Genomic DNA, 19,251 nt, shown 5'->3' with positions numbered 1-19,251 from the left:
GGTTGGGACGGTAATATATTCTGGGTGTGACGGTGAATTGCATTTGCGGATGATGAGCGCGTGCCACTACTGAGTGGTATCCTGAACTTATCTGAATAGGACTTTTGGGAAAAGCAAGTATCAACAGATACAATATCAGCCGTTCCAAGGGTCTGGGGGAGTATTGCTTCCTCCTAATCAGGCCATGCGGGCTGGGCATTTTCATAAGGTCTGATAATGGAAGATTTGTACTTCGTCTTAGGGGCGATGGTAATCTGGTTTTGGAAGACGCTGGTTCGGTCATTTGGATCGCTGATCATACGCAGCCATACAGTTCTACATTCCGTAATCGATCTCGCGAACCGCTTCAGTTTGTCGTGAGTAACTCTGGATTTTTATATGATCCGTCACGCGATAGGATATGGTCTGCGCAAAGCACTGAGACGCTGGATAGGTCCTATTGGACAAATAATCATCTGAAAATTACCGATACCGGGAATATTCTAATATTTGATGGCCGCAATGGGGAGGTTCGATGGGCGCGTCATGGTTATGCGCCAGGACGACTGCCTCGTAAACCTAAGATATATCCTCATGTTTACCCTCCCATTCCTGGTCCGCTCATTGAAATTCCTCATGATTATCCATGAGTTGTAGCGGTGAATTAGGTCGTGCCGATCTCCAAGCTGCATGCTTTGCTTTGATTCTAGTAGTTTGGAGATCGTTATTGATTGTGTGGCTTTTCAGATGTGTATTTCTGATACCGGAATCACCCGTTTTTCCTTGACCGCCTTATAGGAAAAACTCGAATAGATCTCCTTCACCCCCGGCAACCGCTGCAGCACTTCCCGGGTAAATTCCCCAAACGACTCCAGATCCCTCGCCAGAATTTCCAACAAAAAGTCATACCGTCCAGAAATGTTGTGGCAAGCAACGATCTCGGGAATCTCCATCAGCCTCTGCTCGAACGCCAGCGCCATGTCCTTGGTATGCGAATCCATCATGATGCTGACAAACGCCGTCACCCCGAACCCCAGTGACTTGGGTGACAAGATGGCCTGGTAGCCGGTGATATAGCCGTTGTCTTCCAGCAACTTGACCCGCCGCCAGCACGGCGAGGTAGTCAGTGCGACCTGGTCGGCAAGTTCGGAAATGGTCAGACGGGCGTTGTCCTGCAGCGCGGCAAGCAGGGCGCGGTCGGTGCGGTCGAGGCTTGAAGGCATGATTTGCCCTCCTGGTTTCGTATTTGTTGTTTTCATTCCAAAACAGTCGGGAACGCGTGGGCTATTTTGGAAAAATTCAGGCAGCTCGGTGGCATAAGCTTATAACAAACCACCAGAGGCTGTTGCCATGCGCGACTCCCATAACAACACCGGTTTTTCCACCCGCGCCATCCACCACGGCTACGACCCGCTTTCCCACGGCGGTGCCTTGGTGCCACCGGTTTACCAGACCTCAACCTATGCCTTCCCCAGCGTTGAATACGGCGCGGCGTGCTTTGCCGGGGAGGAGGGTGGGCACTTCTACAGCCGTATTTCCAACCCGACCCTGGCCTTGCTGGAGCAGCGTATGGCTTCACTGGAGGGGGGCGAGGCGGGCCTGGCGCTGGCGTCGGGCATGGGGGCCATCACCTCGACGCTATGGACCCTGTTGCGCCCCGGTGACGAGCTGCTTGTCGGGCGAACGGTGTATGGCTGCACCTTTGCCTATATGCACCACGGCATCGGCGAGTTCGGGGTAAAGGTCCGCCATGTCGACCTCAATGACGCCAAGGCGCTAAAGGCGGCGATCACCCACAAGACCCGGATGATCTACTTCGAAACTCCGGCCAACCCGAACATGCAATTGGTCGATATCGCGGCGGTGGCCGAAGCGGCGCGGGGGCATGACCTGCATATCGTGGTCGACAACACCTATTGCACGCCCTACCTGCAGCGGCCACTGGAACTGGGGGCGGACCTGGTGGTGCATTCGGCGACCAAGTACCTCAGCGGCCACGGCGATATCACCGCAGGCCTGGTGATCGGGCGCAAGGCGCTGGTGGACCGGATTCGCCTCGAAGGCCTCAAGGACATGACGGGCGCGGTGCTGTCGCCGCACGATGCCGCGCTGTTGATGCGTGGCATCAAGACGCTCGCGTTGCGCATGGACCGGCACTGCGCGAATGCCCAGCGGGTTGCCGAGTTTCTCGCGCGTCAGCCGCAGGTAGAGCTGATCCAGTATCCGGGACTGCCATCATTTGGCCAATATGAACTGGCGCAGCGGCAGATGCGCCTGCCGGGTGGGATGATTGCTTTCGAGCTCAAGGGCGGGATCGAGGCCGGGCGGCGCTTCATGAATGCGCTGCAACTGTTTGCCCGGGCGGTGAGCCTGGGCGATGCCGAATCGCTGGCGCAGCATCCGGCGAGCATGACCCATTCCAGCTATACCCCCGAAGAGCGGGCGCATCACGGGATTTCCGAGGGGCTGGTGCGGTTGTCGGTGGGGCTGGAGGATGTGGAGGATCTGCTGGTGGATGTGGGGCAGGCACTGAAGGCTTGCAGCTAGGTTGCCTCTCGGGCCTCTTCGCGGGCACGCCCGCTCCCACAGAGATCGCGCAGCCTCAAAACCTGCGCCGTTCCTGTGGGAGAGGGCGTGCCCGCGAAGAGGCCAGTGAATCCAGCCCAAGAAAAAGGCCTCTTGCGAGGCCTTCTTCATTTCAGCGCTTGAGCCCGTAGCTCTCGTCGAGCATGCCCGGCGAGTTCGGCGACTTCGGTGCATAGTCACGTGGCACTTCGGCGGTGTCCTTCGGCGGGGTCAGGCGGTCACGCGGACCCTGGGTGCCCTCGGAGTGCAGCGCGGCCAGCAGGCGCTGGCGGGTCAGCTCGTCGAGCGCCAGGTGGTTGGCGCCGTCGGCCAGGTGATCCTGCACGTCCTGGTAGCTCTGGGTCAGCTTCTTGACCAGTACTGCAGTGCTGTTGAAGTGGGTAACCACCTGGTTCTGGTAGCTGTCGAAGCGCTGCTGGATATCATCCAGCTGACGCTGGGTGCTGCTGGGCGCCGCGTTGGGCAACAGCCGGGCCACGATGAAACCGACCGCCACACCGATGACCAGGGCCAGGGTTGGCAACAACCAAACAAGGAGCGAGAGTTCCACGAGTCCTTCCTCTATAAACGGCTTTGCTTTACGTTAACGGCTCAGACCTGCGCTGTATACCGCGAGCGATCGCAAATCAGAACAGAATTCCTCACCTAGACGAATCGACCCCCTTCGAGGTCACGGAGTAGTGCCTTGCTTGTCCGCGAAACCCCCTTGTTCATCGATGGCCCGATCGGCCAGCTGGAAGCCTTGTACCTGGACGTGGCCGATGCCCGCGGTGCGGTGTTGATCTGCCACCCCAACCCGGTCCAGGGCGGCACCATGCTCAACAAGGTGGTCTCGACCCTGCAGCGCACCGCACGTGACGCCGGCTACGTGACCCTGCGCTTCAACTACCGCGGTGTTGGCCAGAGCGCCGGCAACCATGACATGGGTGCCGGCGAAGTGGCCGATGCCGAGGCCGCTGCAGCGTGGCTGCGCGCGCAGCATCCCGAGCTGCCCTTGGTACTCATGGGCTTCTCGTTCGGTGGCTTCGTCGCCACCAGCCTGGCCGGGCGCCTGGAAGCGCAAGGCGTGGAGCTGCAGCAGCTGTTCATGATCGCCCCGGCGGTAATGCGCCTGACCGCCGACTTCCCGCTGCCGCAGCGCTGCCCGATCGCCGTGGTGCAGCCTGAGGCCGACGAAGTCGTCGATCCGCAGCTGGTTTACGAATGGTCCGACGCACTGGGGCGCCCCCATGAGCTGCTGAAAGTGGCAGAATGCGGACACTTCTTCCATGGCAAGCTGACCGATCTGAAGGATCTGCTGCTGCCGCGCCTTTCGAACTGAGCCAAGCCTGAATAAGCGAACACCCATGACCACGCGTATCCTCACCGGTATCACCACCACCGGCACCCCGCACCTGGGCAACTACGCCGGCGCCATCCGCCCGGCGATCGTCGCCAGCCAGCAGCCGGGTGTCGACTCGTTCTACTTCCTGGCCGACTACCACGCCCTGATCAAGTGCGACGACCCGCTGCGCATCCAGCGCTCGCGCCTGGAAATCGCCGCGACCTGGCTTGCCGGTGGCCTGGACCCGGCCAAGGTGACCTTCTACCGGCAGTCCGACATCCCCGAGATCCCTGAGCTGACCTGGCTGCTGACCTGCGTCGCCGCCAAGGGCCTGCTCAACCGCGCCCACGCCTACAAGGCCTCGGTGGACAAGAACCTGGAAACCGGCGAAGACCCTGATGCCGGGGTGACCATGGGCCTGTACAGCTACCCGGTGCTGATGGCTGCGGACATCCTGATGTTCAACGCCAACAAGGTGCCGGTCGGCCGTGACCAGATCCAGCACGTGGAAATGGCCCGTGACATCGGCCAGCGCTTCAACCACCTGTTCGGCCAGGGCAACGACTTCTTCGCCCTGCCGGAAGCGGTGATCGAGGAGAGCGTGGCGACCCTGCCAGGCCTGGACGGGCGCAAGATGTCCAAGAGTTACGACAACACCATCCCGCTGTTCACCAGCGCCAAGGACATGAAAGACGCCATTTCGCGCATCGTCACCGACTCGCGGGCACCTGGCGAAGCCAAGGACCCGGACAATTCGCACCTGTTCACCCTGTTCCAGGCGTTCTCGACGCCGTCGCAGTGCGCCGAGTTCCGCGAAGAGCTGCTCCAGGGCCTGGGCTGGGGCGAAGCGAAGCAACGCCTGTTCCAGCTGCTCGACGGCCAGCTGGCCGAGAAGCGCGAGCACTACCACCAGCTGATTTCGCGTCCGGCAGACCTGGAGGACATCCTCCTCGCTGGCGCCGCAAAGGCGCGCAAGATCGCCACCCCGTTCCTCGAGCAGCTGCGTGAGGCCGTGGGCCTGCGCTCGTTCCGCAGCAGCGTGCAGGCCAGCACCGAAGTGAAGAAAAAAGGCGCCAAGAGCGCGCGCTTCGTCAGCTTCCGTGATGAAGACGGCAGCTTCCGCTTCCGCCTGCTGGCCGCCGATGGCGAGCAATTGCTGCTATCGCGCAGCTTCGCCGATGGCAAGAGCGCCGGCGCCGTGAGCAAGCAGCTGCAGCAGGGGGGTGACGCTGAGGTGCGCGTTGACGGTCTGGGCTTCAGCCTGTGGCTGAACGACGAGCATGTTGCCGACGGGCCGCAGTTCGGCAGTGCCGAAGCCCGTGATTCGGCGATCGAAAGCCTGCGTGTAGCGCTTCAGCCGCAACAAGACTGAGGCATATTGCCTGTAGGAGCGGGCTTGCCCGCGATCACCGGCGAAGCCGGTGCCATACAGCGTAAAAATGCCTTGAATGAGGCATATTGACGCAAGTCGCATTGCCATTAAGCGGGCCTGTCGCTACAGTGACGGCCCGTTTTTTGTTGCCTCGCTAACGAAATCATGACGCCCCTAGAACGATATCAAGCAGATCTGAAACGTCCCGACTTCTTCCATGACGCGGCGCAGGAAACTGCGGTACGTCACCTGCAGCGTCTGTACGACGACCTGGTGCACGCGCAGAACAACAAGCCGGGCGTGTTCGGCAAGCTGTTCGGCAAGAAGGAGCAGACGCCGGTCAAAGGCCTGTACTTCTGGGGTGGGGTAGGGCGTGGCAAGACCTATCTGGTCGACACCTTCTATGAAGCGCTGCCGTTCAAGCAGAAGATGCGTACGCACTTCCACCGTTTCATGAAGCGCGTCCATGAGGAAATGAAAACCCTCAAAGGCGAGAAGAACCCGCTGACCATCATCGCCAAGCGCTTCAGCGAAGAAGCCAAAGTGATCTGCTTCGACGAATTCTTCGTGTCCGACATCACCGATGCCATGATCCTCGGCACCCTGATGGAAGAGCTGTTCAAGAACGGCGTCTCGCTGGTGGCGACCTCCAACATCGTCCCGGACGGCCTGTACAAGGATGGCCTGCAGCGCGCACGCTTCCTGCCGGCCATCGCCATGATCAAGCAGTACACCGACGTGGTGAACGTCGACAGCGGCGTCGACTACCGTCTGCGTCACCTGGAGCAGGCCGAGCTTTACCACTTCCCGCTCGATGACGCGGCGCACCAGAGCATGCGCGCAAGCTTCAAGGCCCTGACGCCGGAATGCACCCAGGCCGTCGAGAACGACGTGCTGATGATCGAAAATCGCCCGATCAATGCCCTGCGCACCTGCGACGACGTTGCCTGGTTCGACTTCCGCGCCCTGTGCGACGGGCCGCGCAGCCAGAACGACTACATCGAACTGGGCAAGATCTTCCATGCCGTATTGCTGAGCAACGTGGAGCAGATGGGCGTCACCACCGACGACATCGCCCGCCGCTTCATCAACATGGTGGACGAATTCTACGATCGCAACGTCAAGCTGATCATCTCGGCCGAGGTCGAGCTGAAGGACCTGTACACCGGCGGGCGCTTGAGTTTCGAATTCCAGCGGACCCTCAGCCGTTTGCTGGAAATGCAGTCACACGAATTCCTGTCGCGCGCGCACAAGCCTTAGGACACTGGGGCCGCTTTGCGGCCCTTTCGCGACACAAGGCCGCTCCTACAGAAATTCGCGTTCCCCTGTAGGAGCGGCCTTGTGTCGCGAAAGGGCTGCAAAGCAGCCCCATTGGCCTCAAGCCTCTTGTACGAATTGCTGCCGATACTGGTTTGGCGACAACTCCGTGTGCTGGCGGAACAACCTCGCAAAGAAACTCGCATCGTCATAACCGACCTCATAACTGATGGTCTTGATGCTCTTGCGTGTGCTCGACAGCAATCCCTTGGCTGTCTCGATGCGTAACCGTTGCAGGTAGTGCAGCGGTTTGTCACCGGTCGCCCCTTGAAAACGGCGCATGAAGTTGCGGATGCTCATGCCATGGTTGCGAGCCACATCCTCGAAGCGGAACTTGTCGGCGAAATGCTCCTCCAGCCAGTGCTGGATCTGCAGGATGATCAGGTCCTGATGCAGCTTCTGGCCGCCGAAGCCCATGCGCCCTGGCGTGTAGTTGCGCTGCACCTCGTAGAGGATATCGCGGGCTACGGCACGCGCTACATTGGCGCCGCAGAAACGCTCGATCAGGTAGATGTACAGGTCACAGGCTGATGTGGTGCCGCCGGCGCAGTACAGGTTGTCGGCGTCGGTCAGATGCTTGTCCTGGTTCAGGCGGATCTTCGGGAAGCGCTCGGCGAAACTGTTGAAGAAGCGCCAGTAGGTGGTCGCCTCCTTGCCATCGAGCAGGCCGGATTCGGCCAGCCAGAACACCCCACTGGCTTCGGCGCAGAGCACGGCGCCACGGGCGTGCTGTTCGCGCAGCCAAGGCAGCACCTGTGGATAACGTTGCAGCAGGTTGTCGAAATCGTCCCAGAAGGCCGGGAGGATGATGACGTCGGCATCGTCGAGGCCGCCATCGACCGGCAATTGCACATTGCTGAAGCTGTCCACCGGCTGGGCATCGGGGCTCACCAGGCGAATCTCGAACATGGGCTGCAAGCCCAGGCCCAGCTGCTTGCTATAGCGCAAGCTGGCGAGGTGGAAGAAATCCTTGGCCTGCATCAGGGTCGAAGCGAACACCTTGTCAATGGCCAGGATGCTGACGCGCCGCAACGACGCGGAGGGTTGGGTAAACATCATTGTCATTGTTCTTATAGGGTAGAGTGGTCAATCACCGGCTGGATCGTCTTATTTTTTGGCGATTGTGTCTACCCCGCCCCCTCAAGGTCTGCACCAAACCCTGTGGGCGCGGGTTTACCCGCGATGAAGCCGATACCGGGTTCAGCTCAAGGCGCCGGGTTCGGCTGCTCCTGATGGATCGCCTCGATCCCCGCGAGCAGTTCATCACTGAGGTTCAGCTGCAGGCTGTCGAGGTTGCTCTGCAGCTGCACCAGGTCGGTTGCGCCGATGATGTTGCTGGTGACGAATGGCTGCCGGGTCACGAACGCCAGGGCCATTTGTGCCGGGTCCAGGCCATGCGCCCGGGCCAGTTGTACATAACGGCTGCAGGCTGCCACGGTCTGCGGGTTGGAGTAGCGGGCGAAGCGGCTGAACAGGGTCAGCCGGCCTTTTTCCGGTCGGGCACCGTTCTCGTACTTGCCCGAGAGCATGCCGAATGCCAGTGGCGAATAGGCCAGCAGGCCGCATTGCTCGCGGATAGCCACCTCCGCCATGCCGACTTCGAAGCTGCGGTTGAGCAGGTTGTAAGGGTTCTGGATCGACACCGCCCGCGACCAGCCGCGGCTATCGGCCAGGTGCAGGAACTTCATGGTGCCCCATGGCGTTTCGTTGGACAGGCCGATGTGCCGGATCTTGCCGGCACGTACCTGTTCGTCGAGCACTTCGAGGGTCTCTTCCAGTGGGGTGAACAGGTCGTTGGCCAAGTGCTGGTAGCCCAGCTTGCCGAAGAAGTTGGTACTGCGCTCCGGCCAGTGCAGCTGGTAGAGGTCGATGCGGTCGGTCTGCAGGCGCTTGAGGCTCTGGTCCAGCGCGGCGACGATGTGCTGGCGGTTGTGCTTGAGCTGGCCGTCGCGGATGTGGCTGATGCCATTGCCGGGCCCGGCGACCTTGCTGGCCAGTACCCAGTCATCGCGATCGCCGTTGGCACGGAACCAGTTGCCAATGATGCGCTCGGTGGCGGCATAGGTTTCCGGGCGTGGCGGCACCGGATACATCTCGGCGGTGTCGATGAAGTTGATGCCGCTGGCCTTGGCCAGGGCAATCTGCTCGAAGGCCTCGTCCTGGGTGTTCTGCTCGCCCCAGGTCATGGTGCCCAGGCACAGGGCGCTGACGTCGAGGTCGGTACGGCCGAGCTTGCGGTATTCCATCGGGAAAACACTCCTTGGCAAAAGAAGCCCATCAAAGCAGGTTGAAATTTTTCGCGCAATCTGGATAATTCTGCACCTCTCCGCGTGGCGGAAGTGATGCACCACCACGCAGGAAGAACCCCGTCGAACATTGGCGTGCCCGACCCGAGCCCCCAAAAGCGTCAGCGTTCGGCTGCGCGCTTGCCCTTGGCAAGCTGTGCACTATCCAGTAAGATTCGCCGTCTATTTTTCGCTGGGCGGCCTCTGAGGCTTTAGAGAATGAAAACTTTTACTGCTAAACCGGAAACAGTAAAGCGCGAGTGGTTCGTAGTCGACGCCGCTGGCCAGACCCTGGGTCGTCTGGCTACCGAAATCGCTAGCCGTCTGCGTGGCAAGCACAAACCAGAATACACCCCTCACGTTGACACCGGCGACTACATCGTCGTCATCAACGCTGAACAGGTTCGTGTGACTGGTGCCAAGTCTTCCGACAAAATGTACTACTCCCACTCCGGTTTCCCAGGCGGTATCAAGGAAATCAACTTCGAGAAGTTGATCGCCAAGGCCCCTGAGCGTGTTATCGAAACCGCGGTCAAAGGCATGCTGCCTAAGAACCCGCTGGGTCGCGACATGTACCGCAAGCTGAAAGTGTACGCGGGTGCTGCTCACCCACACACTGCTCAGCAGCCTCAAGAACTGAAGATCTAACGGGAAAGTTCATTATGTCGGCGACTCAAAATTACGGCACTGGCCGTCGCAAGACCGCAACCGCTCGCGTATTCCTGCGTCCGGGTACTGGTAACATTTCCATCAACAACCGTTCTCTGGACGTGTTCTTCGGTCGCGAAACCGCTCGCATGGTTGTTCGCCAGCCGCTCGAGCTGACCGAAACCGTTGAGAAGTTCGACATCTACGTCACCGTTTCCGGTGGTGGTGTCAGCGGTCAGGCCGGTGCTATCCGTCACGGTATCACCCGCGCTCTGATGGAATACGACGAAACCCTGCGTGGCGCTCTGCGTCGTGCTGGCTACGTCACCCGCGACGCTCGTGAAGTCGAGCGTAAGAAAGTGGGTCTGCGTAAAGCGCGTAAGCGTCCTCAGTACTCCAAGCGTTAATACCGCTTCGGCAGTCGAAGAAAGCCCGGTTCCTTGGAACCGGGCTTTTTTTTGTGCTTGAACTAACCTGTCAGCATGTCGGTGACCACTGGTCGCATAGACGCAGATCAAGCAAAGCGCGGGTTATGGCTCCCTGTGGGGGTAATCACCTTGTCACTGTGTGGATTTGTTTCTTACCATGGCGACCAATTTTTAGTGCCACAGACACAACCTAAGTACAGGTCAGGTCCAACTGGCCAAGCAAGCTGATGGGAGAGGACTGAATGAGCAATGACGGCGTCAACGCAGGCCGGCGCCGCTTCCTCGTAGCCGCGACATCCGTGGTCGGGGCAGCGGGGGCAGTGGGGGCTGCGGTACCGTTCGTGGGGTCATGGTTTCCCAGTGCCAAGGCGAAGGCAGCCGGGGCACCGGTGAAGGTCAATATTGCCAAGGTCGAGCCTGGGCAGCAGATGGTTGCCGAATGGCGTGGCCAGCCGGTATTCATCGTGCGGCGTACCCAGGAGATCCTTGGCAACCTCAAGAAGATCGAAGGCGACCTCTCCGATCCTCAATCGAAAAGCTCGGTGCAGCCGACCTATGTCGACCCCGAAGTCCGCTCGATCAAGCCGGAAATCCTCATTCTCGTCGGCCTCTGCACGCACCTGGGTTGCTCGCCGACCTTTCGCCCGGAAGTTGCGCCCGCAGACCTCGGGCCGAAGTGGGTCGGTGGCTATTTCTGCCCTTGCCACGGCTCCCACTACGACCTGGCCGGTCGTGTCTACAAGGCGCAACCGGCGCCTCTCAACCTGCCAGTACCGCCGCATTCTTATGAGTCGGACGACATTGTCGTCATCGGCGTCGACCAGGAGAAAGCATGATGAGCAAGTTCATGGACTGGATTGACGCGCGCTTCCCCGCCACCAAGATGTGGGAAGACCACCTGAGCAAGTATTACGCGCCCAAGAACTTCAACTTCCTGTATTTCTTCGGCTCGCTGGCACTGCTGGTGCTGGTCAACCAGATCGTCACTGGCGTATGGCTGACCATGAGTTTCACGCCCTCGGCGGAAGAGGCCTTTGCCTCGGTCGAGTACATCATGCGTGACGTCGAGTATGGCTGGATCCTGCGCTATCTGCACTCCACCGGCGCTTCGGCATTCTTCATCGTGGTTTACCTGCACATGTTCCGCGGCCTGCTCTATGGCTCGTACCAGAAGCCTCGTGAGCTGGTGTGGCTGTTCGGCATGCTGATCTACCTGGCGCTGATGGCGGAAGCGTTCATGGGCTACCTGCTGCCTTGGGGGCAGATGTCCTACTGGGGGGCCCAGGTGATCATCTCGCTGTTCGGCGCCATACCGGTGATCGGCGGCGACCTGACCCAGTGGATCCGTGGTGACTACCTGATTTCGGGCATCACCCTGAACCGCTTCTTCGCCTTGCACGTGGTGGCTTTGCCAATCGTGATTCTCGGCCTGGTGGTGCTGCATATCCTGGCCCTCCACGAAGTAGGCTCGAATAACCCCGATGGTGTCGACATCAAGAAGAAAAAGGACGAAAACGGCATTCCGCTCGACGGCATTCCGTTCCACCCGTACTACACGGTGAAAGACATCGTCGGTGTGGTGGTCTTCCTGTTCGTGTTCTGTGCCGTGGTGTTCTTCTTCCCGGAGATGGGCGGTTATTTCCTGGAAAAACCCAACTTCGAGCAGGCTAACGCGTTCAAGACGCCCGAGCATATCGCGCCTGTGTGGTACTTCACGCCGTTCTACGCGATCCTGCGGGCGGTGCCCGACAAGCTCATGGGTGTAATCGCCATGGGTGCTGCAATTGCCGTGCTGTTCGTGCTGCCCTGGCTCGACCGCAGCCCGGTGCGCTCCATGCGCTACAAGGGCTGGATCAGCAAGGTCTTCCTGCTGGTGTTCTGCATCGCCTTCGTCATCCTCGGCATCCTCGGCGTACTGGCGCCTACGCCTGGGCGTACCTTGCTGTCGCAGGTGTGCACGGTGCTGTACTTCGCCTACTTCGTGTTGATGCCGTTCTACACAAGGCTCGAGAAGACCAAACCGGTTCCGGAAAGGGTGACTGGCTGATGAAAAAGTTGATTGCAGTATTTTTGCTGGCAGTGATGCCTGCCTTTTCCTTCGCTGCCGAACACGGCCTGGAGCTGGACAAGGTCGATATCGACCTGAGCGACAAAGCGGCCATGCAGGACGGTGCGCGCACCTTCGCCAACTATTGCATGGGTTGCCACAGTGCCAAGTTCCAGCGTTACGAGCGGGTTGCCGATGACCTCGGTATCCCTCACGAGTTGATGCTCGAGAAGCTGGTGTTCACCGGGGCCAAGATTGGCGATCACATGCAGATCGGCATGCAGCCCAGCGACGCCAAGACCTGGTTCGGTGCTGCACCGCCCGACCTTACCCTGGTTGCGCGGGTGCGGGGTACCGACTGGCTGTACACCTACCTGCGCAGCTTCTATGAAGACAAGTCGCGCCCGTACGGGGTCAACAACAAGGTGTTCCCGAACGTCGGCATGCCCAACGTGCTGGTCGGCCTGCAAGGCAACCAGGTGATTGGTTGCAAGCAGGTGCAGATGGTGGTCGATGGCAAGAAGCAATTTGACCCATTGACGGGTAGCCCGCTCACCCATGAAGCCTGTGACCAGCTGACCATTACGCCGAATTCCGGTACCCTGAACACCGAGCAGTTCGACGAGAAGGTCAAGAACCTGGTGACCTTCCTGGCCTATTCGGCCAACCCGGTCAAACTGGAAAGCCAGCGCATCGGTACCTACGTGTTGCTGTACCTGGCTTTCTTCTTCGTATTTGCCTACTTGCTCAAGCGCGAATACTGGAAGGACGTGCACTGATCACGCAGTAATTTCTGGTAGTTGAACGCGCCCGCGGGGGGCTGGCAAATTTGCCAGGCCCCCGCGGGCGCGTTTTCATTTAGAGTTTACAAGCATCCCCTGCGAGGAGGCGCTACATGGGCGCAACCAACCGGTTAGCCTGTTATTCCGACCCTGCTGACCATTATTCTCATCGGGTACGCCTCGTGCTCGCCGAGAAGGGCATCAACGTGCAGGTGATCGACGTCGACCCTGCGCGTCTGCCAGCCAGGCTGGCAGAGGTGAACCCTTACGGCAGCGTACCGACCCTGGTCGATCGTGACCTGGCGTTGTATGAGTCTACCGTGGTGATGGAATACCTCGAGGAGCGTTACCCGCATCCGCCGTTGATGCCGGTCTACCCGGTGGCGCGTGGTAATAGCCGTCTGCTGATGCACCGCATCCAGCGTGACTGGTGCGCCCTGGCGGATACCATTCTCGACCCGCGCAGCGCTGAGGCCGCCCGTGTCGAGGCGCGCAAGGCGCTGCGCGAAAGCCTGACCGGCGTCTCGCCGCTGTTCGGCGAGTTTGCTTGCTTCATGAGTGAGGAGCAAAGTCTGGTCGACTGTTGTCTATTGCCCATACTGTGGCGTTTGCCGGTTATGGGTATCGAGTTGCCGCGGCAGGCCAAGCCGCTGCTGGATTACATGGAGCGGCAGTTCGCCCGCGAGCCTTTCCAGGCGAGCCTGTCCTCTGTTGAACGTGAAATGCGCAAGCTTTAAGGAGCCGTTGATGAACTCCAGTCGCCCCTACCTGGTTCGAGCACTGTACGAATGGATCGTCGACAACGATTGCACCCCCCATATGCTGGTCAATGCCGAATTCCCGGCTGTCCAGGTGCCACAAGGTTTTGCCAGTGATGGCCAGATTGTCCTGAACATTTCGCCAAGTGCCGTGCGCAACCTGCACATGGATAACGACGCGGTAAGCTTCGAGGGGCGCTTCAGTGGCGTTGCCCACTCGTTGTTCGTGCCAGCAGGTGCCATCCTGGGGATCTATGCTCGCGAGAATGGCCAAGGCATGGTCTTCGAGCTGGAGCCACCGCTGATGGATGGCGATGAACTGGAAGACGATGCTGTCGAACCGGATGACGATGGCCCGCCGGAAGGGGGTGGCCAGCCTCCACGTCCAAGTGGGCGACCCAGCCTGAAGGTGGTCAAGTAATAAAAAAGGCGATCCGCATGGATCGCCTTTTTTTTGCCAAGCTGAGCTTACAGGTCGCTGATGGTGCGAACCTGGTCCCGATTGATGCGGGTGCGCTTGCCGTCGAGCTGCTGGAATTCGTAGAAGCCCGAGTCCTTGTCGAAGTGCGGGGCGTCGACAGCCTGGATTTCGCGGCCGTCGTTGAGGGTGATCAGGCTTGGGGTCGAGCAGCCAGCCAGGGTGGCGAAGGTGCCGAGCAGCAGGGCGGGCAGCAGAAGCTTTTTCATGCGGTATTTCCTGGAAATTGAACGGGTGGGGCAAGTTGCCGCCGATGCCAGCCGGTAGCGGGCAGCGGCGGCAACTGAATCAGTCGATGTACTCGAACAGCTTGACGATCTTCTGCACGCCAGAGACACCTTGAACCACGGCGGTGGCGGAGTTGGCCTCTTGCTGGGTCACCAGGCCCAGCAGGTAGACGATGCCGTTCTCGGTGATGACCTTGATGCGCGAGCTGGGCACGGCATTGTCGGTGAGCATCTGGGCCTTGATCTTGGTGGTCAGCCAGGCATCGTTGTTGCGCGCCAGGATCGACGAGGGCTGCATCACCTGCAGTTCGTTGTGTACCTTCTTCACTCGCTGGACCTGGCTGGCCGTCTGTTCGGCCAGGCTCTTGAGGTCGGCACGCGGGGTTTGCCCGGCGAGCAGGACGATACCGTTGTAGCTGCTGACGACGATGTGCGAGCTCTTGTCCAGGTCAGGGCTGGCCTTGGCAATGTTCACCGAAGCCTTGGTTTCGATCAGCGAGTCGTCGATCTTGCTGCCGATGGTGCGGGTGCCGCGATCATCCTCGATCGGCGAGTTGCGGGTCGAGGTCAGTACCGAGCTGCAGCCGGTGACGCTCAGGCACAGGGTAAGGGCCATCAGGCCGAGGCGCATGGGGGTCATTCTTCACTCCCGAACAGTTGGCTGTCGATCAGATCGCACAGGCAGTGGATCGCCAGCAGGTGGACTTCCTGGATACGTGCGGTGACCATCGACGGTACGCGGATTTCCACGTCTTCCGGCAGCAGCAGCGATGCCATGCCGCCGCCGTCACGTCCGGTCAATGCTACGACAATCATTTCGCGATCATGTGCGGCCTGGATCGCTTGAATCACGTTGGCAGAGTTGCCGCTGGTCGAAATCGCCAGCAGTACGTCGCCGGGCTGGCCCAAGGCGCGAATCTGCTTGGAGAAGATTTCGTTGTAGCTGTAGTCGTTGGCGATCGAAGTCAGCGTCGAGCTGTCGGTGGTCAGGGCGATGGCCGGCAGGCTCGGGCGCTCACGCTCGAAACGGTTGAGCAGCTCCGAAGAGAAGTGCTGGGCATCGCCGGCTGAGCCGCCATTGCCGCAGGCGAGCATCTTGCCTTCGTTGAGCAGCGCATTGACCATGACCAGGCTAGCCTGCTCGATGTGCGGTGCCAGGATGTCCATTGCCTGTTGCTTGGTGTCGATGCTGGCCTGGAACAGCCGGCGAATTCGGGATTGCATGTCCATCGGGTGACCTTAAGTGGGGCGGTGGCCTTTGCTACGCGCAACAAGGACCAGCCCGCGAAACATAGAGCAAAAAAATCGGAGTGGGTTCAGCATTCGAAGGCGTTTTTCAGCCATTGAAGTGGCCGGCCTGCATGGTGACTGCCCTGCAGGGCGACAACGTCGAAGCGGCAGGGGTGATTGGCCCAGCGGGACTCCTTCTGCAGGAACAGTGTGGCGGCAAGCACCAGTCGTTTCTGCTTGCGCCCGTCAATGCTGCCGAGGGCGCCACCGAAGTCCGCGTGCAACCGGTAGCGGACTTCGATGAATACTACTGTATCGGCGTCGAGCATGACCAGATCAAGCTCGCCGCCTTTGCATCGCCAATTGCGCGTCAGCAGTTGCAGGCCTTGCCCTTGAAGGTACTCAAGGGCTTGGTTTTCTGCTGCCTGGCCGGCGCTGCTTGGCGATGCTGCGGGCATCAGCGCGAGGTATCTGGCAGGCGCTTGACCTGGCCACCAGCAAACTCGGCCCATGGCAACTGGCGCTCGACGCGCTGGCTGGCGTTGATGCTCAGGCTGCCGGACAGGCCTTGCACGCGGTTGTCTGGCAGTGCCTTGAGCTGGCCCAGGCGCGGCGCCAGGCTGTAAGCGTCGACACCCATCGCATACAGGCGGCCGAGGCTGCCGGCAGCCTGTGGCCACTGCTGTACCACCTGCTGGCGCAGGCTGTTGCTGGTGTCGAGCAGCCATGGGGTTTCGCAGAAGCGAATGCCGTTCATGTCGTTGTACTGGTTGACGTCACCGCTGGCGCTGTACAGGTTCGAGGTGGCGTAGACCGGTACGTCCCCGGCGTACTGGAAGTTCAGCGTCGGTTTGATCTGCTGCGCCTGCTGCGGGGTCGAGGCGAGGAAGATGAAGTCGATGTCCTGGCGGCGCGACGGTTGTGCCGCGATAGTACCGCCCACGGTGCTCTGCAGGCTCTGGGCGCGGCCTTCGCTCTGGCGCAGCTGGAACAGGTTGGCGATCTGCTGGGCGAGGGCGACCGGCTGGGCGATGCGCTCGGCGGCGATGATGGTGCCACCATTGCCTTCCCAGTCCTGGCGGAAGGCGGCCAGTACGCGGTCACCCCACTCACCGCTCGGTACCAGGGCAACGGCGCGGACCATGCCATCAGCACGGGCGCGGCGCGCCACTTCACGGGCTTCGTCCTCGGCGGCGAGGCCGAACTGGAACAGCTGCGGTGGTGCTTTCTGGCCGGCGTCGGCGTAGTTCAGGGCGAGGGTGGTGATGGGCAGTTGGCTGTTGCCAGCGAGTTGCTTGACCAGCGGCTTTTCAAGCGGGCCGACCACCAGTTGCACGCCATCGGCCTGGGCCTGGCGATAGAAGGCATCGAGCGAGCCGATGCGCGAGCTGTCGTAGACCTGCACGGCAGGCGCTTGCCCGCCCGCTTGCTGGGCCTGGAAGTGGGCGGCCATGAAGCCGTCACGCAGGGCCCGGGCAACGCCGGCCAGCGGGCCTTCCTGGGGCAGCAGCAGGGCGATCTTGGTCAGCGGCTGGCTGGCCAGTTCCTTGAGCTTGGTCAGCGCCGTTGGCAGCTGCTTGGCGGCTGGGTGATCAGGGTGCTGTTTGCGCCAGGCTTCGATGGCAGCCTGCTGCTGCTCCAGGGTACCGGCGCTTTTCACTGCCAGCGCCAGGCTGGCCCAGCCGGCCAGGATTTCGTTGTTGGCTGGCTGTTGCAGCTGCTCGGCCGGCAGCGAGGCGACCAGGGCCCAGATCGCGTCATGGTTCGCGCTGGCGGCCTGGCCACTGAGCAGCGGGCTCAGCAGCACGCGTTGCTGGGCGGCGGCCATGGCCTGGCCATCGGCTTCGAGGGCGGCGGCATGGACGCTGTAGGTGCGCACCTGCTGTTGCTCCGGCAGCTCTGCAATGTGTTGCAGGCTCGGATGGGACAGCGCGGTCAGGGCCGCCTTGGGCTGGTTGCGGCTCATGGCGAGTTCCGCGCCGAGGGTGGCGGCGAAAATCTGCTGGGCTGGCTTGAGCGTGTCCATCGGCACCTGTTCGAGGATGCGTGCCGCGCGTGGGAAGTCCTTCTGCTTGTAAGCCAGGTCGGCTGCGCTCAGGCGCAGCAGGGCAGCGTCTTCCGCGGACTTGCTGGTGGCGGCCTTCTCGAGCAGTTGCTCGATGCTGGCATCCGGGGTGCGTGGCAGTTCGCCCAGGCTGGATGAGGGCGAGCTGGCGCAGGCTGCCAGCAGGGCAGCGAGGCAGAGGGCTGTGAACAGCCGCAGGCAAGCGATCATGTAAAGGTCCTGTTACTCGATCAAGTTGGCCGGCAATTGTACCCAAGCAGCAGCCGGGGCGCGATCTGCCGTTAGCGGAACCTTCACTATAGGTGGCGTGCGCAGGAGGGCCGAAGAAGTTCTTTGCGCCCTGTTACCGGTGCTCGGGCTACAATGACGCCTTTGATCCGAAAGGCAGGGTGTGTGCAGTGACTGATGTGGCCGGGACTTCGAAATCCACCATGGGGACGCTTTATGTGGTCGCGACGCCCATTGGCAACCTTGATGACATGAGCGCCAGGGCGCTCAAGGTGCTGGCCGATGTCGCCCTGATCGCTGCCGAGGACACTCGGCATTCGATCCGCCTGCTGCAGCACTTCGGCATCGACACGCCGTTGGCGGCCTGCCATGAACACAACGAGCGCGACGAGGGTAGCCGCTTCATTGGCAAGTTGCTGGCCGGTGAAGATGTGGCGCTGGTATCCGATGCCGGTACGCCACTGATTTCCGATCCGGGTTACCACTTGGTGCGTCAGGCCCGTGCCGCCGGTGTCAGCGTGGTGCCCGTGCCTGGCGCCTGCGCCCTGATTGCCGCGCTGTCGGCAGCCGGCCTGCCATCCGACCGCTTCATCTTCGAAGGCTTCCTGCCCGCCAAGGCCGCGGGTCGTCGTGCGCGTCTGGAGCAGGTCAAGGAGGAGCCTCGCACGCTTATTTTCTACGAGGCGCCACACCGCATTCTGGAGTGCCTCGAGGACATGGAGTTGGTGTTCGGTGCCGAACGTCCGGCGCTGCTGGCCCGTGAGCTGACCAAGACCTTCGAGACCCTCAAGGGGCTGCCGTTGGCTGAGCTGCGTGCGTTCGTCGCCGGCGACAGCAATCAGCAACGGGGCGAGTGCGTGGTGCTGGTGGGTGGCTGGAGTGCGCCTGAGGGCGAAGATGCGATCAGCGCCGAGGCCCGGCGCGTGCTGGACCTGTTGCTGGCCGAGTTGCCGCTGAAAAGGGCGGCGGCATTGGCGGCGGAAATTACTGGTGTGCGCAAGAACCTGCTGTATCAGGTGGCCCTGGAAAAGCAGAAAGCGCAGTAGTGGCAATCAGGCATAGTTGACGGTATCGCTTGTTCTTGCGCGCGCGTGCCGTTAACCTTGTCGGCGGAGAGTCGATCGGACAGTCGCTGCCGTCTTTTGTTCCGCAAAAGATGGGGGAGGAAAGTCCGGGCTCCATAGGGCAGAGTGCCAGGTAACGCCTGGGAGGCGCGAGCCTACGGAAAGTGCCACAGAAAATAACCGCCTAAGCACTTCGGTGCCGGTAAGGGTGAAAAGGTGCGGTAAGAGCGCACCGCACGGCTGGCAACAGTGCGTGGCTAGGTAAACCCCACTCGGAGCAAGACCAAATAGGGTTCCATCAGGCGTGGCCCGCGTCGGAACCGGGTAGGTTGCTAGAGGCGTCCAGTGATGGCCGTCGTAGAGGAATGACTGTCCTCGACAAAACCCGGCTTACAGATCGACTCTCCACCTTTTCCTGTCCTGCTTGAATCGA

General features: G+C 60.9%; 21 protein-coding genes and 1 other RNA gene. 13 read left to right on the top strand and 9 right to left on the bottom strand.

The window, feature by feature from the left end; translation table 11 throughout:
- Positions 1 to 722 precede the first annotated feature (722 nt).
- Positions 723 to 1,202 (bottom strand): Lrp/AsnC family transcriptional regulator, encoded by a 480-nt coding sequence (locus tag ACTORR_RS09285; RefSeq protein ID WP_054884646.1) that lies wholly within the window; start codon positions 1,200 to 1,202, stop codon positions 723 to 725.
- A 127-nt stretch (positions 1,203 to 1,329) separates the two neighbouring features.
- Here ACTORR_RS09285 and ACTORR_RS09280 point away from each other — a divergent pair, with 127 nt between their 5' ends.
- Entirely contained in the window at positions 1,330 to 2,526 is a 1,197-nt protein-coding gene (locus tag ACTORR_RS09280; RefSeq protein ID WP_054884645.1) for a methionine gamma-lyase, read from the top strand.
- 151 nt (positions 2,527 to 2,677) lie between these two features.
- On the opposite strand, the gene ACTORR_RS09275 is transcribed toward ACTORR_RS09280, so the two are convergent.
- Positions 2,678 to 3,115: a YhcB family protein gene (locus tag ACTORR_RS09275; protein WP_027918018.1), complete on the bottom strand. Its 438-nt coding sequence runs from the start codon at positions 3,113 to 3,115 to the stop codon at positions 2,678 to 2,680.
- Positions 3,116 to 3,250: 135 nt separating this feature from the next.
- Between ACTORR_RS09275 and ACTORR_RS09270 the strand changes: the two genes are divergently transcribed.
- From ACTORR_RS09270 to zapE, 3 genes are all read left to right on the top strand, one after another.
- Positions 3,251 to 3,886, top strand: coding sequence for an alpha/beta hydrolase (locus tag ACTORR_RS09270; RefSeq protein WP_099815770.1), 636 nt, complete (start codon positions 3,251 to 3,253; stop codon positions 3,884 to 3,886).
- Between the two features lie 25 nt (positions 3,887 to 3,911).
- Positions 3,912 to 5,261 (top strand): tryptophan--tRNA ligase, encoded by a 1,350-nt coding sequence (locus ACTORR_RS09265; protein WP_441343620.1) that lies wholly within the window; start codon positions 3,912 to 3,914, stop codon positions 5,259 to 5,261.
- Between the two features lie 165 nt (positions 5,262 to 5,426).
- Positions 5,427 to 6,521, top strand: a complete 1,095-nt coding sequence (gene zapE, locus ACTORR_RS09260) for a cell division protein ZapE (RefSeq protein WP_054884642.1) — start codon at positions 5,427 to 5,429, stop codon at positions 6,519 to 6,521.
- Positions 6,522 to 6,638: 117 nt separating this feature from the next.
- Here zapE and ACTORR_RS09255 read toward each other — a convergent pair whose 3' ends face one another.
- Positions 6,639 to 7,559: a GlxA family transcriptional regulator gene (locus ACTORR_RS09255; RefSeq protein WP_178075590.1), complete on the bottom strand. Its 921-nt coding sequence runs from the start codon at positions 7,557 to 7,559 to the stop codon at positions 6,639 to 6,641.
- A gap of 224 nt (positions 7,560 to 7,783) precedes the next feature.
- Complete coding sequence (locus ACTORR_RS09250; protein WP_054884641.1) at positions 7,784 to 8,824, bottom strand: NADP(H)-dependent aldo-keto reductase; 1,041 nt, start codon at positions 8,822 to 8,824, stop codon at positions 7,784 to 7,786.
- A gap of 258 nt (positions 8,825 to 9,082) precedes the next feature.
- Here ACTORR_RS09250 and rplM point away from each other — a divergent pair, with 258 nt between their 5' ends.
- The 7 genes from rplM (at position 9,083) to ACTORR_RS09215 (ending at position 13,947) form a co-directional block, all read left to right on the top strand.
- Positions 9,083 to 9,511 carry a 50S ribosomal protein L13 gene (gene rplM / locus ACTORR_RS09245; protein WP_003260798.1) on the top strand — a complete coding sequence of 143 codons (429 nt, stop codon included), beginning with the start codon at positions 9,083 to 9,085 and terminating at the stop codon, positions 9,509 to 9,511.
- A gap of 14 nt (positions 9,512 to 9,525) precedes the next feature.
- Positions 9,526 to 9,918, top strand: coding sequence for a 30S ribosomal protein S9 (gene rpsI / locus ACTORR_RS09240; RefSeq protein WP_003260797.1), 393 nt, complete (start codon positions 9,526 to 9,528; stop codon positions 9,916 to 9,918).
- 263 nt (positions 9,919 to 10,181) lie between these two features.
- Complete coding sequence (gene petA, locus ACTORR_RS09235; protein WP_054884640.1) at positions 10,182 to 10,775, top strand: ubiquinol-cytochrome c reductase iron-sulfur subunit; 594 nt, start codon at positions 10,182 to 10,184, stop codon at positions 10,773 to 10,775.
- Entirely contained in the window at positions 10,775 to 11,986 is a 1,212-nt protein-coding gene (locus ACTORR_RS09230) for a cytochrome b (protein WP_054884639.1), read from the top strand. Before petA ends, ACTORR_RS09230 begins: the two co-directional genes overlap by 1 nt.
- Complete coding sequence (locus tag ACTORR_RS09225) at positions 11,986 to 12,765, top strand: cytochrome c1 (RefSeq protein ID WP_313365665.1); 780 nt, start codon at positions 11,986 to 11,988, stop codon at positions 12,763 to 12,765. Before ACTORR_RS09230 ends, ACTORR_RS09225 begins: the two co-directional genes overlap by 1 nt.
- A gap of 116 nt (positions 12,766 to 12,881) precedes the next feature.
- A complete protein-coding gene (locus tag ACTORR_RS09220; RefSeq protein WP_054884637.1) occupies positions 12,882 to 13,505 on the top strand; it encodes a glutathione S-transferase N-terminal domain-containing protein in 624 nt (207 codons plus the stop codon).
- 10 nt (positions 13,506 to 13,515) lie between these two features.
- Positions 13,516 to 13,947, top strand: a complete 432-nt coding sequence (locus tag ACTORR_RS09215) for a ClpXP protease specificity-enhancing factor (protein ID WP_099815773.1) — start codon at positions 13,516 to 13,518, stop codon at positions 13,945 to 13,947.
- A gap of 47 nt (positions 13,948 to 13,994) precedes the next feature.
- Here the strand turns inward: ACTORR_RS09215 and ACTORR_RS09210 are convergent, their stop codons facing one another.
- The 5 genes from ACTORR_RS09210 to ACTORR_RS09190 all read right to left on the bottom strand — a co-directional run bounded on the left by ACTORR_RS09210 (position 13,995) and on the right by ACTORR_RS09190 (position 17,736).
- Entirely contained in the window at positions 13,995 to 14,213 is a 219-nt protein-coding gene (locus ACTORR_RS09210; RefSeq protein ID WP_054884635.1) for a YgdI/YgdR family lipoprotein, read from the bottom strand.
- 79 nt (positions 14,214 to 14,292) lie between these two features.
- Positions 14,293 to 14,871, bottom strand: a complete 579-nt coding sequence (locus tag ACTORR_RS09205) for a BON domain-containing protein (protein WP_054884634.1) — start codon at positions 14,869 to 14,871, stop codon at positions 14,293 to 14,295.
- A complete protein-coding gene (locus ACTORR_RS09200; protein ID WP_054884633.1) occupies positions 14,868 to 15,461 on the bottom strand; it encodes a phosphoheptose isomerase in 594 nt (197 codons plus the stop codon). The genes ACTORR_RS09205 and ACTORR_RS09200 overlap by 4 nt, the downstream gene beginning before the upstream one ends.
- An 86-nt stretch (positions 15,462 to 15,547) precedes the next feature.
- Positions 15,548 to 15,919 carry a YraN family protein gene (locus tag ACTORR_RS09195; protein WP_286934798.1) on the bottom strand — a complete coding sequence of 124 codons (372 nt, stop codon included), beginning with the start codon at positions 15,917 to 15,919 and terminating at the stop codon, positions 15,548 to 15,550.
- Positions 15,919 to 17,736, bottom strand: a complete 1,818-nt coding sequence (locus ACTORR_RS09190; RefSeq protein ID WP_054884631.1) for a penicillin-binding protein activator — start codon at positions 17,734 to 17,736, stop codon at positions 15,919 to 15,921. Before ACTORR_RS09190 ends, ACTORR_RS09195 begins: the two co-directional genes overlap by 1 nt.
- 221 nt (positions 17,737 to 17,957) lie before the next feature.
- On the opposite strand from ACTORR_RS09190, the gene rsmI reads away from it, so the two are divergent.
- A complete protein-coding gene (rsmI, locus tag ACTORR_RS09185; protein ID WP_177332364.1) occupies positions 17,958 to 18,800 on the top strand; it encodes a 16S rRNA (cytidine(1402)-2'-O)-methyltransferase in 843 nt (280 codons plus the stop codon).
- 67 nt (positions 18,801 to 18,867) lie between these two features.
- An RNA gene (rnpB, locus tag ACTORR_RS09180) (RNase P RNA component class A) lies at positions 18,868 to 19,227 on the top strand.
- Positions 19,228 to 19,251: the final 24 nt, after the last annotated feature.

Origin of the sequence: Pseudomonas sp. SAR267, from assembly GCF_052077595.1 — a bacterium.
GTDB lineage: Bacteria > Pseudomonadota > Gammaproteobacteria > Pseudomonadales > Pseudomonadaceae > Aquipseudomonas > Aquipseudomonas vlassakiae.
Note: the sequence above shows the minus strand (reverse complement) of the source record. Positions and strands in the feature narration are given on the sequence as shown.